The 15,690-nt window shown below is 71.3% G+C and carries 13 protein-coding genes; 8 read left to right on the forward strand and 5 right to left on the reverse strand.

Features of this window, described 5'->3' with window-relative positions:
* Positions 1-149: 149 nt before the first annotated feature.
* A complete protein-coding gene (locus tag JOE35_RS02025) occupies positions 150-1,532 on the reverse strand; it encodes an MFS transporter (protein WP_209559588.1) in 1,383 nt (460 codons plus the stop codon).
* Positions 1,533-1,765: 233 nt separating this feature from the next.
* Here JOE35_RS02025 and dnaK point away from each other — a divergent pair, with 233 nt between their 5' ends.
* The 5 genes from dnaK (at position 1,766) to JOE35_RS02050 (ending at position 7,148) form a co-directional block, all read left to right on the forward strand.
* A complete protein-coding gene (gene dnaK, locus JOE35_RS02030) occupies positions 1,766-3,646 on the forward strand; it encodes a molecular chaperone DnaK (RefSeq protein WP_209559589.1) in 1,881 nt (626 codons plus the stop codon).
* Positions 3,647-3,655: 9 nt separating this feature from the next.
* Positions 3,656-4,372 carry a nucleotide exchange factor GrpE gene (locus JOE35_RS02035; RefSeq protein ID WP_209559590.1) on the forward strand — a complete coding sequence of 239 codons (717 nt, stop codon included), beginning with the start codon at positions 3,656-3,658 and terminating at the stop codon, positions 4,370-4,372.
* A gap of 121 nt (positions 4,373-4,493) precedes the next feature.
* Positions 4,494-5,501, forward strand: coding sequence for a DnaJ C-terminal domain-containing protein (locus JOE35_RS02040; protein ID WP_209559591.1), 1,008 nt, complete (start codon positions 4,494-4,496; stop codon positions 5,499-5,501).
* 5 nt (positions 5,502-5,506) lie between these two features.
* Entirely contained in the window at positions 5,507-5,923 is a 417-nt protein-coding gene (locus JOE35_RS02045) for a heat shock protein transcriptional repressor HspR (RefSeq protein WP_209559592.1), read from the forward strand.
* A 115-nt stretch (positions 5,924-6,038) separates the two neighbouring features.
* Positions 6,039-7,148, forward strand: coding sequence for a class I SAM-dependent methyltransferase (locus JOE35_RS02050; protein WP_209559593.1), 1,110 nt, complete (start codon positions 6,039-6,041; stop codon positions 7,146-7,148).
* 53 nt (positions 7,149-7,201) lie between these two features.
* Here JOE35_RS02050 and JOE35_RS02055 read toward each other — a convergent pair whose 3' ends face one another.
* The 3 genes from JOE35_RS02055 to JOE35_RS02065 all read right to left on the reverse strand — a co-directional run bounded on the left by JOE35_RS02055 (position 7,202) and on the right by JOE35_RS02065 (position 10,185).
* The gene (locus JOE35_RS02055; RefSeq protein WP_209559594.1) at positions 7,202-7,666 is read right to left on the reverse strand and encodes a pilus assembly protein CpaE; all 465 of its coding nucleotides are present in this window, start codon (positions 7,664-7,666) and stop codon (positions 7,202-7,204) included.
* A 151-nt stretch (positions 7,667-7,817) separates the two neighbouring features.
* The gene (locus tag JOE35_RS02060) at positions 7,818-8,228 is read right to left on the reverse strand and encodes a DUF3060 domain-containing protein (RefSeq protein WP_209559595.1); all 411 of its coding nucleotides are present in this window, start codon (positions 8,226-8,228) and stop codon (positions 7,818-7,820) included.
* Positions 8,229-8,346: 118 nt separating this feature from the next.
* Complete coding sequence (locus tag JOE35_RS02065; protein ID WP_209559596.1) at positions 8,347-10,185, reverse strand: hypothetical protein; 1,839 nt, start codon at positions 10,183-10,185, stop codon at positions 8,347-8,349.
* 806 nt (positions 10,186-10,991) lie between these two features.
* Here JOE35_RS02065 and JOE35_RS02070 point away from each other — a divergent pair.
* Together JOE35_RS02070 and JOE35_RS02075 are read left to right on the forward strand one after the other, a co-directional pair.
* Positions 10,992-13,181 (forward strand): AAA family ATPase, encoded by a 2,190-nt coding sequence (locus tag JOE35_RS02070; protein ID WP_307802900.1) that lies wholly within the window; start codon positions 10,992-10,994, stop codon positions 13,179-13,181.
* Between the two features lie 37 nt (positions 13,182-13,218).
* A complete protein-coding gene (locus JOE35_RS02075; protein WP_209559597.1) occupies positions 13,219-13,845 on the forward strand; it encodes a phosphoribosylanthranilate isomerase in 627 nt (208 codons plus the stop codon).
* A gap of 10 nt (positions 13,846-13,855) precedes the next feature.
* Here JOE35_RS02075 and JOE35_RS02080 read toward each other — a convergent pair whose 3' ends face one another.
* Positions 13,856-14,902, reverse strand: a complete 1,047-nt coding sequence (locus JOE35_RS02080) for a low specificity L-threonine aldolase (protein WP_307802901.1) — start codon at positions 14,900-14,902, stop codon at positions 13,856-13,858.
* Between the two features lie 168 nt (positions 14,903-15,070).
* Between JOE35_RS02080 and JOE35_RS02085 the strand changes: the two genes are divergently transcribed.
* Positions 15,071-15,622 carry a hypothetical protein gene (locus JOE35_RS02085; RefSeq protein ID WP_209559598.1) on the forward strand — a complete coding sequence of 184 codons (552 nt, stop codon included), beginning with the start codon at positions 15,071-15,073 and terminating at the stop codon, positions 15,620-15,622.
* Positions 15,623-15,690: the final 68 nt, after the last annotated feature.

Here is a 15,690-nt window from a genome sequence, read left to right on the forward strand (position 1 = left end):
GAACGCGGCCCTCGTGCTTCCTGATCTGTGCACAAGACAGGAGCCACGATCCTGATTCCGCACGACTCAGGACCGATCTTCCTGAATGAGGAGGGGGCGGAGGAGGCGGAGGAGGGGGAGGAGGAGGAGCGGCGGCAGCAGCAGCCGGGTCAGTCGATCGCGCGCTGCACCGTCTTGACCGGCAGCATCAGCACGAGGCCGGCGAGCAGCACGAGCGCGATGCCGATGATCCCGAACCGGGTGTCGCCCGTCAGCCCGACGAACAGCGTGAAGAGCCCCGGCGCCAGGAAGCTCACCGCGCGCCCGGTCGTCGCGTAGAGCCCGAAGATCTCGCCCTCGCGTCCGGGAGGCGTCACCCGCGCCAGGAACGACCTGCTCGCCGACTGGATCGGCCCGACGAAGAGCGCGAGCGCGAGCCCGAACACCCAGAACAGGTTCGTCGAGGTGCCGATCGCGAGCACTGCGAAGGCAGCGACGACGAGCCCGGCGAGGGCCCCCACGATGATGGTCTTCGCGCCGACCTTGTCGTCCAGCCAGCCGCCCACGAAGGTGCCGATCCCGGCGACGAGGTTCGCCCCGACCGCGAAGTAGATCACCATGCTCGGCGTGAAGCCGAACACCTGGGCGGCGATGATCGCGCCGAAAGTGAACACGGCGGCGAGCCCGTCGCGGAACACCGCGCTCGCCAGCAGGAACAGCAGCACCTGGCGGTTGGTGCGCCAGAGCTTCGCGATGGTCGAGCCGAGGAGGCGGTACGAGCCCACGATCCCGACCCGCGGTCGTCCCGGCGCGGCAGGCAGCTCGGGCACGCTGAGCAGCACCGGCACCGCGAAGACGGCGAACCACACGGCCGCGACGACGATCGAGAGGCGGACGTCCCACGCGCCGCCCTCGGTGCCGGTCGCGACGCCGAACAGGCCGCCCCGCCCCTCCTCGCCGAAGCTCTGCAAGAACGCGACGAGCAGCAGCAACAGCAGCACGATGCCGCCGACGTAGCCGAGGCCCCAGCCGAAGCCGGACACCTTGCCGATGGTCTTGGGCGTCGAGACCTGCACGAGCATCGCGTTGTAGCTGACGCTCGCGAACTCGAAGAAGAGGTTGCCGACGGCGAGCAGCGCGGCGCCGAAGACGAGGTAGCCGGGCGCGGGCGCGACGAACACCATGGCGAGCATCGCCAGCACGACGAGGCCCGTGTTGATCGCCAGCCAGAGCTTGCGGCGGCCGGAGCCGTCGCTGCGCTGCCCGAGCACGGGGGCGAGCAGCGCGATCAGCACGCCGGCGATCGTGAGCGCGGTCGAGATGACCGTCGCGTTCTCGGCCTTGGCGAGCACGAGCGCGGGGTTGCGGGTGTCGTCGCCCGCCGCGGCGACGATCTCGGGGTCGACGAAGGCGCCGCTCGCCAGGTACGTGCTGAACACGAACGAGGTGACGACGGCGTTGAACGCGGCCGAGCCCCAGTCCCACAGCGCCCACGAGACGACCCGGCGGCGGGGGATCGGGGTGGCGTCGGCGAGCGTCTGCGCTGCGGTCATGGGGGTCAACCTAGTCGGCGCCGGTGACGCGCAGGAGGTGGTGCACCTGCACTGGGGGCGAGGGCGGGTCCCGCAGACCCGCACCGCACCTCCTTGAGTCGTTCTGGCTCAACTTTCAGGTTCACGGCTTGACTCGAACGGCACCGTGAGTAAAGTTGATGCCAGCGGACTCAAGGTCCGCGGACCACTTCCCGGCGAGCCGGGCGAAGCACCAGAGACAAGGAGAGCCACCCATGGCACGTGCAGTAGGAATCGACCTCGGAACCACCAACTCGGTCGTCAGCGTCCTCGAGGGCGGCGAGCCCACGGTCATCGCGAACGCCGAGGGCCTCCGCACGACCCCCTCGGTCGTCGCCTTCACGAAGGACGGCGAGGTGCTGGTCGGCGAGACCGCCAAGCGCCAGGCCGTCACCAACGTCGACCGCACCATCGCGAGCGTCAAGCGCCACGTCGGCACCGACTGGAAGGTCGAGATCGACGACAAGAAGTACACCCCGCAGGAGATCAGCGCCCGCATCCTCGGCAAGCTGAAGCGCGACGCCGAGCAGTACCTCGGCGAGGACGTGACCGACGCCGTCGTCACGGTGCCCGCGTACTTCAACGACTCCGAGCGCCAGGCCACGAAGGAGGCCGGCGAGATCGCGGGCCTCAACGTGCTCCGCATCATCAACGAGCCCACCGCTGCGGCGCTCGCCTACGGCCTCGACAAGGGCAAGGAGGACGAGCTCATCCTCGTCTTCGACCTCGGTGGCGGCACGTTCGACGTGTCCCTCCTCGAGGTGGGCAAGGACGACGACTTCTCGACGATCCAGGTCCGCAGCACCTCCGGCGACAACCGCCTCGGCGGCGACGACTGGGACAACCGCATCGTCGAGCACCTGATCAAGAAGTTCAAGGACGCTCACGGTGTCGACCTCTCGGCCGACAAGATCGCGAAGCAGCGCCTGAAGGAGGCGGCCGAGCAGGCCAAGAAGGAGCTCAGCTCCTCCACGTCCACCTCCATCCAGCTGCCGTACCTGACGCTCACCGCCGACGGCCCGCTCAACCTGGACGAGACCATCTCGCGCTCGCAGTTCGAGCAGTGGACCTCCGACCTGCTCGACCGCACCAAGAAGCCCTTCAACGACGTCATCAAGGAGGCGGGCGTCAAGGTCTCCGACATCGCGCACGTCGTGCTCGTCGGCGGCTCCACCCGCATGCCCGCCGTCACCGAGGTCGTCAAGTCGCTGACCGGCGGCCAGGAGCCCAACAAGGGCGTCAACCCTGACGAGGTCGTCGCCGTCGGCGCCGCGCTGCAGGCCGGCGTGCTGAAGGGCGAGCGCAAGGACGTCCTCCTCATCGACGTCACCCCCCTGAGCCTCGGCATCGAGACCAAGGGCGGCGCGATGACGAAGCTCATCGAGCGCAACACGGCCATCCCGACCAAGCGCAGCGAGACCTTCACCACGGCCGACGACAACCAGCCGTCCGTCGCGATCCAGGTCTTCCAGGGCGAGCGCGAGTTCACCCGCGACAACAAGAACCTCGGCACCTTCGAGCTGACCGGCATCGCACCGGCCCCCCGCGGCGTGCCGCAGGTCGAGGTCACCTTCGACATCGACGCCAACGGCATCGTGCACGTGTCCGCGAAGGACAAGGGCACCGGCAAGGAGCAGTCGATGGTCATCTCGGGCGGCTCGTCGCTCTCGAAGGACGACATCGAGCGCATGGTCCGCGAGGCCGAGGAGAACGCGGCAGAGGACAAGGCGCGTCGCGAGGCGAACGAGACCCGCAACAACGCCGAGCAGCTCGTCTACTCGATCGAGAAGCTCATCAAGGAGAACGACGACAAGCTGCCCGACGACGTCAAGTCCGAGGTCCAGGCCGACGTCGACTCGCTGAAGACCGCGCTCGCCGGCGACGACGACACCGCGATCAAGCCCGCCTTCGACAAGCTGAACGAGAGCCAGTCGAAGCTCGGCCAGGCGATCTACTCGCAGAGCCAGGGCGACCAGGCCGGTGCCGCGGGCGCGGCCGGTGCCGACGGCGCCCCCGCCGACGGCCAGGCCCAGGGCGACGACGAGGACATCGTCGACGCCGAGGTCGTGGACGACGACGACAACGACAAGAAGTAGGGGCCCCCGATGGCAGACCAGAACGACAAGACGCCTGACGAGCCGGTGGTGAACGACAAGCGCCGCATCGACCCCGAGACGGGCGAGGTGCGTCCCGAGCCGGCCGCCCCCTCCGAGGACGGCGGCACCGCCGCGGTCACCGACCCCGACGAGCTGATCGAGGCCGAGGCCCCCGACGTCGAGGTGCCCGAGGGCGCCGAGGCGCCGGAGGGCGCGGCCGAGGCGGCCGCCGAGATGGCAGCCGAGGGCGAGGCCGAAGGGGCCGAGCCGCTCAGCGCCGACGACGAGGCCATCCTCGACGCGGCCAGCCGCGACCTCGTCGCGGACATGCGCCAGGACATGCTGCGGGCGCAGGCCGAGCTGGTGAACTTCCGGAGGCGCGTCGAGCGCGACCGCGAGGCGAACCGCGAGGCGGTCGTCGCCGAGGTCGTGCGCTCGCTCCTCCCCGCGCTCGACGACCTGGCCCGTGCCGAGAAGCACGGCGACCTGGCCGAGGGCCCGATGGTGATCGTGGCGCAGAAGATCCGCGGCGGGCTCGACAAGTTCGGGCTCGTGCAGGTCGGCGAGAAGGGCGAGGTCTTCGACCCCACCATGCACGACGCGCTGGTCCAGCTGCCGAGCGCCGACGTCACGGTCAACACCGTGGCCGACGTGATCGAGCCGGGCTACAAGATCGGCGACCGGGTCATCCGGGCCGCCAAGGTCGCGGTGCACACGCCGCAGTAGCGGCATCCGCGACGCGAGTCGCGACGGGCGGTGGGCTCCTCGAGAAGGGGCCCGCCGCCTCCCACATTCCCCGGCCTTCCGCTCTCGAGCGGGGCCGCATACACGAGAGAGGAGGTGCCGGATGGCCAGCCAGGACTGGTTCGACAAGGACTTCTACGCCGTTCTCGGTGTCTCCAAGGACGTGACTCCGGCAGAGCTCAAGAAGGTCTACCGCAAGCTCGCCCGCAAGTACCACCCCGACTCCAACCCGGGCGACGCGGCCTCAGAGGCGAAGTTCAAAGAGGTGAGCGAGGCCAACTCGGTGCTCTCCGACCCCGAGCAGCGTCGCGAGTACGACCAGGTCCGTGCCATGGGCTCCGGAGCGCGCTTCACGGCGGGCAGCGGCGGCCCAGGAGGCGGTGGCGGCGGCTTCGAGGACGTCTTCGGCGGCATGTTCGGCCAGGGCGGCCAGCGCCCGCAGTACCGCCAGCAGGGCGGCGGTGGCGGCGGCTTCGACGACATCTTCGGCGGCATGTTCGGCGGCGGCGGCTTCGGCCAGACGAGCGGCGGCTTCCGCGGCTACGGCGGCCCGCAGAAGGGCCGCGACATGACGGCCACGACGACGCTCGACTTCCAGACCGCGGTCGTCGGCGAGACGATCTCGCTGCAGGGCGCGAACGGTCGGCCGATGAAGGTCCGGATCCCCGCCGGCGTGCACGACGGGCAGAAGATCCGGCTCCGCGGCAAGGGCGAGCCCAGCCCCGACGGCGGCGAGGGCGGCGACATGGTCCTCACCATCGCCGTGCGCAAGCACCCGGTGTTCGAGCTCGACGGCCAGAACCTGCGCCTCGACGTGCCGGTCACGTTCGCGGAGGCGGCGCTCGGCGCGACCATCGAGGTGCCGACCCTCGGCGGCGATCCCGTGCGGCTGCGCGTCGCGCCGGGCACCCCGTCCGGGCGCGTGCTGCGTGTCAAGGGCCGCGGCGTCGTCACCAAGACGGGCACCGGCGACCTGCTCGCCACCGTCCAGGTGGCCGTGCCGTCGCACCTCAGCGACAAGGCGAAGGAGGCGGTCGAGGCCCTGGCCGCGGCCCTCCCGGCCGAGAACCCCCGCGACGACCTCATCGTCAGGGCCCGCGCGCAGGCGTGACCACCATGGACACCGTGGACGAGAACTCGCCGCTCTTCGCCATCGCGACCGCCGCGGAGCTCGCGGGCATGCACGCCCAGACGCTGCGGCAGTACGACCGGCTCGGCCTCGTCGTCCCGCAGCGGACGGCGGGCAAGTCGCGTCGTTACTCGATGCGCGACGTCGTCCAGCTGCGCGAGATCGGCCGGCTGGGCGGCGAGGGAGTCTCGCTCGAGGGCATCAAGCGCATCCTCGAGCTCGAGAACCAGGTGACCTCCCTGCAGTCCCGCGTGCGCGAGCTCGAGCGAGCCCTCGCCGACGAGCTGGTCAACCGGCCCGGCGCCCGGGTCTTCGCGGCGGGCGAGAGCGGCGTGGTGCCGCTGCGCCAGGGCATGCGTCCCCGACGTCAGACGGCCGTGGTGGTCTGGCGCCCCGAGCGCTGACCCGGATCCCGGCGTCGTGGACGGTGCACCCCGAAGTGGACCATGCACCGCGTCGTTCGGGGGTGCACCGTCCACTCCGGGGTGTCTCGCCCCGCGTGCCCGGTAGCCTCGTGGCGTGATCGACTTCGACCAGCTCCGCCGGTGGCCCGACGTCGAGGCCCCCGAGCTGGTGGCGCACGACGCGACCGACCGCCTCCTGCTCGACGAGGCCGAGCCGCGCCTCCTCGACGGCCCGCCGGTCGTGGTGATCGGCGACCGGTACGGGGCGCTGACGCTCGGAGCGATCGCAGGAGGCGCCTCCTCCGTCCGCGTGCACCAGGACGCGCTCTCGGGTGAGCGTGCCCTCGTCGCCAACGCCGCCAGGCTCGGCGTGCCGCTCGACGCCGTCGTGCACCACGACCTCGACCCCGCGCTCGTCGACGGGGCCCGTCTCGTGCTCGTGCAGCTGCCGCGTTCCCTCGACGCGCTCGACGAGGTCGCCGCGCTCGTGGCGGCCCACGCCGACCCCGGCGTCGTCGTGCTCGCCGGCGGCCGGCTCAAGCACATGACCCGCGCGATGAACGACGTGCTCGGCCGCCACCTCGGCCAGGTGTCCGCGGGGCTGGCCCGGCAGAAGTCGAGGCTGCTGACGGCCTCCGGACCGCGCCCGGGCGGCTCGGCGCCGTGGCCGCGGTCGCAGCACCACGCCGACCTCGGCCTCACCGTGGTCGCCCACGGCGCCGCGTTCGCCGGGTCGGGCGTCGACATCGGCACCCGCCAGCTGCTGGCTCTCGTCGACCGGATGCCAGAGGTCGCCTCGGTCGTCGACCTCGGCTGCGGCACGGGCCTCCTCGCCGCGGCCTACGCACGACGCGCACCCGCGGCGCTGGTCGTGGCGACCGACCAGTCGTCCGCGGCCGTCTCCTCCGCGCGGGCGACGATCGCCGCCGCAGGGCTGGCCGACCGGGTGGAGGTGCGGCGTGCGGACGGGGGCGACTCCCTCCCCGAGGGCGCGGCCGACCTGGTGCTGCTCAACCCGCCGTTCCACGTGGGCGCCACGGTCCACACCGCGATCGCGCAGAAGCTCTTCGACGACGCCGCGAGGCTGCTGCGCCCCGGCGGCGAGCTCTGGACGGTCTACAACTCGTCGCTCGCGTACCGGGCTGCGCTCGAACGCACCGTGGGGCCGACCCGCCAGGTGTCGCGGTCGCCCAAGTTCACGGTCACGGCCAGCACGCGCCGCTGAGCAGCACGCGCCGCTGAGCAGCCCACGCTGCCGAGCGGCCCACGAGTGCGCCGTCAGTCGACCTCGCTGATCTCGTCGATCCGCAGGGAGGCGTCTAGGTAGGCGAGCAGGGCTAGCGCGTAGGCGCTCTCGGCGTCGTCGGCGACGTGACGGCTGTCTCCGTCGCCGACGGCCTCGGGGCGGAGCAGCACGGTCCACGCGATGTGCTCGCCGTCGTCGACCTGGTGCGTCAGCGACACGAAGGCGGGGCCGAGCAGGGTGCGCAGCTGGTCCTCCCGCGGCAGCCAGAGCGCGACGTCCGCGGAGACGGAGTCCAGTGCCCACTCGGTGGTGCCGTTGAAGCCGAGCTCGGTGCCGGTCGGGTAGTGGTGCGCCTCGATGGTCATGTCGCTGAGGGTGAAGACGTCGAGGGGCTCGTCTACCTCGGCGAGGTGCTCGACGACGAATCGGTCTCCGGAGGCGGGGCGCCAGCGCAGCCCGGCGGTGCGCAGGCTGCGGGCGAGGTCGACGGTGATCATCGAGTCATCGTGCCCCTGCCGCCTCCGGCCTCGCTGAGCGGGCGTGGACGGCGTGGCCGACCCGCGGGACCACGGAGCACGGCCCCCGACTCGTGGTCGGGGGCCGTGCGGGTGTCGCGGGGGTGTGGGGGCTCGGCGGCCCTTCGCTCTGTCAGCTGGCGGTGGCGGTGTTGCCGTCGCCGTCGGTGGTGCCGCCGATCTCGGGGGCGTCGCCGGTGTAGGTGACGGTGTTGCCGGTGCCCTCGAAGAACAGCTTCGTGACGGGGCCGAGGTCGACGGTGGCGTCGCTGGTGACGATGTAGACGGTGTCGCAGCCGTCGGGCAGGCTCACGGTCTTCTCGCCGCCGGAGATGACGGCCTGGCCGTCGACGCACTCGTTGACGGTCGGTGCGCCGTCGTCGGCGGCGTCCGCGCTGGCGTCGGCCTCGGCGGTGGCGGAGGGGGTCGTGCTGGGCGTCGGCGTGGTGTCGGCGTCGCTCGAGGTGCAGGCGGCGAGGCCGGCGACGAGGGCGAGGGCGGCGAGGCCGCCGAGGGCCAGGCGGGTGGTGGGGCGAGTGCTCATGGGTTCGGGGTCTTTCTCGGGGAGGTGGCCCGCGGGGGCAGGTGGTGTGCCTGCCCCCGCGGTGGGGTGTCGGCGCCCGGGGTGCCGGGCGCCGACGGGGGAGTGTCGGCGCGGAGGGTTACTGCGCGGCGACGGTGACGGTGACGGTGCCGGTGGCGGGGGTGCCGCCGAGGGCGCCGGGGGTGTGGACGTACGCCAGCGGGTAGGTCTGGAACCCGAGGCCGCCGGTGGCGGTCCAGGTGCCGTCGGACTTCACCGTGGCGCGGGCGACGACGCGCTCGAAGCTGCCGCCGAGGTCGTTGATCAGCTCGACGGTGGCGCCGGCGGCGCCGGTGCCCGTGAAGGTGACCATGTTGTTCGGCGCCACGACGGTGGAGCCGTCGGCCGGGGTCTGGATCACGAACGGGTTGATGACGTCCGCGCTGGCGAGGACGGTGAGGGAGGTCTTGCCGGTGACGGGGGTGCCGCCGACGAGGGTGTAGCTGGTGCCAAGCTCGTACCACTGGTGCGAGAGGAAGCCGGTCGCCGACCAGTTGCCGTGGCCGTCGACGATCGTGTTGATCACCTGTCGGCCGGTGCCGGCGGTGAAGATCACCCGGGCGCCGGTGGTGCCGGTGCCGCTGAACGTGACGCGGTTGTCGGGGGCGACGACCGTGCTGCCGTCGACGGGAGCGGTCAGCGTGTACGGCTGCACGATGCCGGCGGTGGGGTTCACCGTGATGGTGAGGGGGTGGTCGGTGCCGACGCCGGCGTGGGTGACGGTGGCTCGCAGGTTCTGCACCCCGAAGCCGACGCTGCCGATGCCGGACCAGTTGCCGGCGCCGTCGATGGTGGTGCTGGCGACGACTCGGCCGTTGTAGGTGTTGACGATCGAGACCGTGTCGCCGGTGGTGCCGGTGCCCGTGAAGGTGACCTGGTTCGTCGGGGCGATGACGGTGGCCCCGTTCACGGGTGCGGTCAGCGCGAACGGCTGGTCGACGCCGGCGGAGGCGTTCACCGTGATGGTGAGGGGGTGGTCGGTGCCGACGCCGGCGTGGGTGACGGTGGCCTTGAGGTTCTGCACGCCGAAGCCGATCATGCCGGTGCCGGACCAGTTGCCCTCGTCGTCGATCGTGGCGGTGGCCACGACGCGGCCGTTGTAGGTGTTGACGACGTCCACGGTGTCGCCGGTGGTGCCGGTGCCGGTGAAGGCGACCTGGTTCGTCGGGGCGACGACGGTGTCACCGTCCTGGGGTGCGGTCAGCGCGAAGGGCTGGTCGACGCCGTCGCCCTCCGGGTTCAGGGTGACCGAGGAGGTGGTGACGTTGTTGCCCTTGCCGGCCTGGGTGGCCTCGAGGACGTGCTTGCGGTCGTCGACGGCGGTCGTGCTGAGGTTCCAGCTGCCGTTGGCGAGCACGGTCGCGTTGCCGATGACGGTCGTGCGTCCCTGCTCGCGGACGGTGACCTGGGCTCCGGCCTCGCCGGTGCCGCGCATGGCGACGGGGCCGCCGTCGTGGGCCATGTCGTCGACGGGTGCGGTGATCGACACTGCGGCGCCGTAGGCGACGGTCTGACTGATCTCGCCGTTGGCCTCGCCGTCGATCTCCTGGTGGATCGTGACGGGGTAGTCGCCGCCGGTGTTCGGGGCGGGGATCTCCACGCTCCAGGCGCCGTCGTCGTTGGTAGAGGCGGTGGTGCGGGCGATCTCGGTGCCCTCGGCGTCGCGGATCACGACGACGGCGCCGGGGTGAGCGGTGCCCGAGGTGATGGCGTTCTGCGCGCGGTCGGCGGGGAACGACGTCGTGGCGATGACTGGGGCGACGTCAATCGTGGCGTCGACGCTGAAGTCAGCGGTCTTGACGCCGTCTTCCCACTGCTCCAAAGTAATCGTGTTCGTGCCGAGGTTGAGACCGCTCACGCTGGCCGACCAGGTTCCGGTCTCACTGGGGACGACCTGCTGGTCGCCGTTGACGATCACGGTCGAGCCTGGAGCGGCTCTGCCCGAGAGATGGGCGACGCGTCCGGCCGCGTCAATGGAATCGACCTGGCCGCGGAGGGATACGCGCAGTGCCTCGAATCGAAGAGCCGAGTTGAGACTGGAAGTCATAGTGAAGTAATTCCAGTCCACAACGAAGGCGGGAGCGGCTACCATGCGGCCGGTCATCTCGGAAACGACCCGCCCCTCGCCGTCCGTGCTGAACAGGGTTGCCTCTGTGCCACATTCCGTACTGAGGGGTACCAGGACGCCACCATTACCATAGTTAGGCATAACCGAGAGGCAGCCTGCGCGCGGGCCGTTCACCATCTTCATGGTGAAGTGGGCGCCCTCGTCCTCGATCTCGAAACTTGCAGCCTGGGCTTCTGCTGCTGCTCGGGTCGAGAAACGCCGAACGTCGAGCGGTTGTCCGGTCCTTGGGTCGACGAATGCCCAGAACGTGGAGGGACCTGCTTCGCCTACCAGCTTGATGTGGCGGGGGTCGCCGGCTACGGCGGAGGCTGCGATTGGGGGATCCGTGGGTGTCGCGTTCGCTGCGCCAGTGCCGAATGACAGCCCGGTGAGGATGGTGGCCGCGGCGAGCCCGAGGGCTCCTGCGGTCTTGAGGTTCTTCTTCATGTGTATGGGGGGTTCTCCCGGTCGGGGCAGCAGGCTGCCGCGGTGATCAACTAGTGAAATGTTAGACACGGCATGAGCAATGCACAACCTGACGAGTGCTATGCCTTGCGCCGCGCCTCCTTCGGCGTAAACTTGAGCCAGATCAACTCAAGTTCGAGAAAGGCACACCCGTGGCGAACATGCAGGGCGCTCCCGCCTCCACCGAGAAGCAGAAGAGCGCGCTCGAGAAGTACGGCGTCGACCTCACGGCGATCGCCCGCAGCGGCAAGCTCGACCCCGTCATCGGCCGTGACGCCGAGATCCGTCGCATCAGCCAGGTGCTGACCCGGCGCACGAAGAACAACCCTGTGCTGATCGGCGAGCCCGGCGTCGGCAAGACGGCCGTGGTCGAGGGGCTCGCCCAGCGCATCGTCGAGGGCGACGTCGCCGACTCCCTCAAGGACAAGCGGCTGATCAGCCTCGACCTCGCCGCCCTCGTCGCCGGCGCGAAGTACCGCGGCGAGTTCGAGGAGCGCCTCAAGGACGTCCTCAAGGAGATCACCCAGAGCGACGGCCAGGTCATCACCTTCATCGACGAGCTGCACACCCTCATGGGCGCGGGCGGCGGCGAGGGCTCGGTCGCCGCCTCCAACATGCTCAAGCCGATGCTCGCCCGCGGCGAGCTGCGGCTGATCGGCGCCACCACGCTCGACGAGTACCGCCAGTACATCGAGAAAGATGCCGCGCTCGAGCGCCGGTTCCAGCAGGTGTACGTGGGGGAGCCGACGGTGGAGGACACGGTCGCGATCCTCCGTGGCCTCAAGGAGAGGTACGAGGCGCACCACGGCGTCACCATCACCGACGGCGCCCTCGTGGCTGCCGCCTCCTTGTCGAACCGGTACATCCCCAGCCGCCAGCTGCCCGACAAGGCGATCGACCTCGTCGACGAGGCGGGCTCCCGCCTCAAGATGGAGATCGACTCGTCGCCGGTCGAGCTCGACCAGCTCTACCGCGGCCTCGTCCGCCTGCAGATCGAAGAACTCGCGCTCAAGAAGGAGAAGGACGACGCCTCGCTCACCCGCCTCGCGACCCTGCGCGAGACGATCGCCGAGCAGCAGGCGGCCTTCGACGACCTGAACGCACGGTGGCAGGCCGAGAAGGCGGCGCTGCAGGGCGTCGGCACGCTCCGCAGCGACCTCAACGAGGCGCGCATCGACGCCGACCGTGCCCTCCGCGAGGGCCGCTACGAGGACGCGGCGCGCATCAGCTACGAGCGCATCCCCGACATCGAGAAGCGCCTCGCCGACGCCGAGTCGTTCGAGCAGAGCGACGAGCGGCTCGTGAGCGACAGCGTCACCGACTCCGACATCGCCGAGGTCGTCGCCGCCTGGACGGGCATCCCCGTCGGCCGGCTGCTCAGCGGCGAGACCGAGAAGCTGCTGCACCTCGAGAGCGAGCTCGGGAGGCGCCTGATCGGCCAGCGCAAGGCGGTCGCGGCCGTCAGCGAGGCCGTCCGCCGTACCCGCGCCGGCATCAGCGACCCGGACCGCCCGACCGGCTCGTTCCTGTTCCTCGGCCCGACCGGGGTCGGCAAGACCGAGCTGGCGAAGGCTCTCGCCGACTTCCTCTTCGACGACGAGAAGGCCCTCGTCCGCATCGACATGAGCGAGTACGGCGAGAAGCACAGCGTGTCCCGGCTCGTGGGCGCGCCTCCTGGGTACGTCGGCTACGAGGCCGGCGGCCAGCTCACGGAGGCGGTGCGCCGTCGCCCCTACAGCGTCGTGCTGATGGACGAGGTCGAGAAGGCGCACCCCGAGGTGTTCGACATCCTGCTGCAGGTGCTCGACGACGGCCGCCTGACCGACGGGCAGGGTCGCACGGTCGACTTCCGCAACACGATCCTCGTGCTCACGTCGAACCTCGGCTCGCAGGTGATCACCGACCCCGGCCTCAGCGACCCCGAGAAGGAGGAGCTGGTGCAGGGCATGGTCCGCCAGGCCTTCAAGCCCGAGTTCGTCAACCGGCTCGACGACATCGTCGTGTTCTCGACGCTGTCGACCGACGACCTCGGCCAGATCGTGTCGCTCTACGTCGACCGGCTCGGCCGTCGCCTGACGGACCGCCGGCTGTCGCTCGCGGTCACGCCCGATGCCCGGGCCTGGCTCGCCGAGCGCGGCTACGACCCGATCTACGGCGCCCGGCCGCTGCGTCGGCTCATGCAGAGGCAGATCGACGACCAGCTCGCCATGGCGCTGCTCGGGGGCTCGATCGCCGACGGCGACACGGTGCTGGTCGACGTGGCGCCCGACGGGGAGTCGCTGAGCGTCGCGCAGCAGGTCGTGGCGGAGCCGTCGGCAGAGGTGCTCGACGACCTCGACTGAGCCGCGGCCGGTCCGCACGCAGGGCACACTGGGGCACATGAGCACCTGGGTGAAGATCTGCGGACTGTCCACTCCCGAGACGGTCGACGCGGCCGTCACGGCGGGTGCGGACGCCGTCGGGTTCGTCTTCGCGCCGGGCAGTCCGCGCACGGTCGACCCGGCGACCGCCCGTGCGCTGGTCGCTCGCGTGCCCGAGGGCGTCGAGACCGTCGGCGTGTTCCGCGGCCAGGGCGTGGCGGCGGTGCTCGAGCTGGCCCGCGCCTCCGGCGTCTCGACCGTCCAGCTGCACGGCGACGAGACCCCTGCGGACGTCGCGGCCGTGCGCGCCGCGGGGTTCCGGGTGATCCGCGCCGTCAGCGCGTCGCGCTACGCCGACGAGGCCGAGGAGGTGCGGGTCGCGTTCGGCGAGGACGCCCTGCTGCTCGACGCGGTCGACCCCGGTGCCGGGGCCGTGTTCGACGCGGCGCCGCTGCTCTCCTCGCCGCCATCGCGCCCGTGGTTGCTCGCGGGCGGTCTCACGCCCTCGAACGTCGCCGGCCTGCTCGGCTCGCTCCGCACCTCCGGTGCGGTCGGGGTCGACGTCAGCTCAGGCGTCGAGGCGTCCCGCGGCGTCAAGGACGTCGCGCTCATCGCCGACTTCGTCGCCGCGGCCCGCACGCCCTGACCGCTCTCGGTCAGCCGAGCAGGGCCCGGAGGTCGGCGACCAGGCGGTCGACGTGCTCCTCGGTGGTGTCGAACGAGCACATGAGGCGCACCTCGCCGGTCGCCCTGTTCCAGTCGTAGAAGTGGTGCGCCTCCCGCAGCGGCTCGACCGTCGGGCGCGGCAGCACGACGAACACGGCGTTGGCCTCGACCGCCTGCGTGATCGTCACTCCGGGCAGCTCTGCGAGCGCCGCCGCCAGGCGGGTCGCCATCGCGTTGGCACGGGTCGCGGAGCGCAGCCAGAGCTCGTCCTCGAACATCGCGAGGAACTGCGCCGACGTGAAGCGCATCTTCGAGGCCAGCTGCGCGTCCATCTTGCGGAGGAAGACCAGGCCGGCCCGCGCCTCCTCGGTGAAGGTCACCACCGACTCGCCGAGCACGAGCCCGTTCTTCGTGCCGCCCAGCGAGACGGAGTCGACGCCGGCATCGCGCGTCAGCGACCGCAGCGAGACCCCGAGCGAGGCGGCCGCGTTGGCGAGCCGGGCTCCGTCGAGGTGCACGGCCATCCCGTGCGCGTGTGCGCGGTCGGTGATCGCCCGCAGCTCGTCGGGCGTGTAGACCGTGCCGAGCTCGGTGCTCTGCGTGATCGTGACCGCGAGGGGCTGGGGACGCTGCTGGTCTCCCCAGCCGTAGGCCTGGCGGTCGATCAGCTCGGGAGTCAGCTTGCCGTCGGGCGTCGGCACCGTGAGCAGCTTGATGCCGCCGAGGCGCTCGGGCGCGCCGCCCTCGTCGGTGTAGACGTGCGCGGTGGTCGCGCAGATCACGGCGCCCCAGCGGGGCACGAGCGCCTGCAGAGCGGCCACGTTGGCCCCCGTGCCGGTGAGGACCGGGTCGAGGGAGGCGCCCTCGCCGAAGACCTCGCCGACCACCTCGCCGAGACGGCGCGTGTAGGGATCGGCACCGTAGGAGGCGACGTGCCCGCCGTTCGCGTCGACCATCGCCTGCAGGACCTCGGGGTGGGCCCCGGCGTAGTTGTCGGAGGCGAAGGAGTGGGCGGCAGGGTCGTGGAGTCGTGTCACGGGTCCATCTTGCCGTCCGCCGCGGGGGAGGCGACCGGAGGCGCGGATCTCGACGAGAACTCGATGATCTCTTGTGAAATGCGAATGTCACACATAGAGTGATGCCCAGCACCGCAGCTCGTCTCCTCGGCGGTGCGCCTGGCGCCTGCCCCACCCGAGAGGTCCGCCATGTACTTCCTCCACACTCCCAAGCTCGTGCTCACCGGCTCGTCGCCCTCGCTCCGCGAGACGGCCGACCGAGCCGCCGCCCTCGGCGCCGAGGTCGTCGTCGTCGATCCGGCCTCCGTCGCCGCCGTCGGCACCTCGACGGTCGGCGCCCCGCCCGCCGATGCCGCGTCCGCGGAGGCCGCGTCCGCCGATGCCCCGCTCGCGGAGGCCCTGCTGGCCGTCGCCGACCTCGACGGCTTCGACGTAGCCGTGGTCGGGATCGCGCCGACCGGCTCGGCGGGCGACGACCTGCCCGCCGCAGCGGCCCTCCTCGGCCCCGGCCTCCGTCACGGGGCGCTGGTCATCGTCAGCAGCGCGTCGTCCGTCGAGCTCGACGGACGACGCCTCGCTCACGACCTCGCGGAGCGTTCCGGCCTCGAGCCCGGCGTCCAGTTCGACGTCGTCGGGGTCGAGGGTGTCGACGTGCGCTGGTCCACCGGCGACGAGGGGGAGCAGATCACCCGCTTCCTCGTGGCCCAGCTGGGAGTGGGTGCGCCCGTCCAGCGGGGCTGAGTCCGCGACCGTCCTGCCCGGCGAGGTCCGCCCCACGGCGTCCGCCCCTCCCTCTTGCGCCACCCGTG

The sequence above is a fragment of the Frigoribacterium sp. PvP032 genome (genome assembly GCF_017833035.1).
GTDB lineage: Bacteria > Actinomycetota > Actinomycetes > Actinomycetales > Microbacteriaceae > Frigoribacterium.

Excerpts from the sequence above, each read along its gene's own strand:
- JOE35_RS02035 (WP_209559590.1), top strand. The coding sequence starts at position 3,656 with ATGGCAGACCAGAACGACAAGACGCCTGACGAGCCGGTGGTGAACGAC.
- JOE35_RS02025 (WP_209559588.1), bottom strand. The coding sequence starts at position 1,532 with ATGACCGCAGCGCAGACGCTCGCCGACGCCACCCCGATCCCCCGCCGC.
- JOE35_RS02060 (WP_209559595.1), bottom strand. The coding sequence starts at position 8,228 with ATGAGCACTCGCCCCACCACCCGCCTGGCCCTCGGCGGCCTCGCCGCC.
- JOE35_RS02055 (WP_209559594.1), bottom strand. The coding sequence starts at position 7,666 with ATGATCACCGTCGACCTCGCCCGCAGCCTGCGCACCGCCGGGCTGCGC.
- dnaK (WP_209559589.1), top strand. The coding sequence starts at position 1,766 with ATGGCACGTGCAGTAGGAATCGACCTCGGAACCACCAACTCGGTCGTC.
- JOE35_RS02075 (WP_209559597.1), top strand. The coding sequence starts at position 13,219 with ATGAGCACCTGGGTGAAGATCTGCGGACTGTCCACTCCCGAGACGGTC.
- JOE35_RS02040 (WP_209559591.1), top strand. The coding sequence starts at position 4,494 with ATGGCCAGCCAGGACTGGTTCGACAAGGACTTCTACGCCGTTCTCGGT.
- JOE35_RS02045 (WP_209559592.1), top strand. The coding sequence starts at position 5,507 with ATGGACACCGTGGACGAGAACTCGCCGCTCTTCGCCATCGCGACCGCC.
- JOE35_RS02085 (WP_209559598.1), top strand. The coding sequence starts at position 15,071 with ATGTACTTCCTCCACACTCCCAAGCTCGTGCTCACCGGCTCGTCGCCC.